This is a genomic window from Candidatus Protofrankia californiensis, from assembly GCF_900634765.1.
Taxonomy (GTDB): Bacteria; Actinomycetota; Actinomycetes; order Frankiales; family Frankiaceae; genus Protofrankia; species Protofrankia californiensis.
Window position 1 is genome coordinate 1 of the sequence record NZ_CAAAFT010000368.1, and the last position, 515, is coordinate 515.

Genomic DNA, 515 nt, shown 5'->3' on the forward strand with positions numbered 1-515 from the left:
AACGGGCAACGTCCGCACGCCGGTACACATCTGGGCGATGATCACTTCCGGATCCTCCGACCGGGGGTTGTCACTGGTGAAGATCGAAAGATCGGCGCCGGCGGCGGCGGCGGCACCCATCAGCGGGCGTTTGCCCCGATCACGGTCGCCGCCACAGCCGAGCACCACGATCACGCGGCCGGCTACCAGCGGCCGCACGGTGCGTAGCAGCGTCTCCACCGCGTCCGGTGTGTGGGCGTAGTCGACCAGGCCGAGAAACGGCTGGCCGGCGTCGACCCGTTCCATCCTGCCCGGTACGCCGGGAAGACTCGCCAGACCGGCTGCCGCGACCTGTGCGGGGACACCGGTTGCCACCAGCAGCGCCAGCGCCACCAGGGCGTTGCCGACGTTGAAGGCTCCGGGTAGCGCAATGCGCACCCGGACGTCCTGACCGTGCGGGCCGAGCGCGCCGAAGGTGGTCCCGGTGGGGCCGGCGGCGACGTCGACGGCGCGCCAGTGCGCATCGGCGTCCATCC

General features: G+C 71.7%; 1 protein-coding gene. It reads right to left on the minus strand.

The features are described 5' to 3' along the window. Positions 1-515: glutamate ligase domain-containing protein (locus tag DD1DGNOD_RS29800; protein ID WP_283234725.1), on the minus strand; the 515-nt coding region annotated here is incomplete at both ends.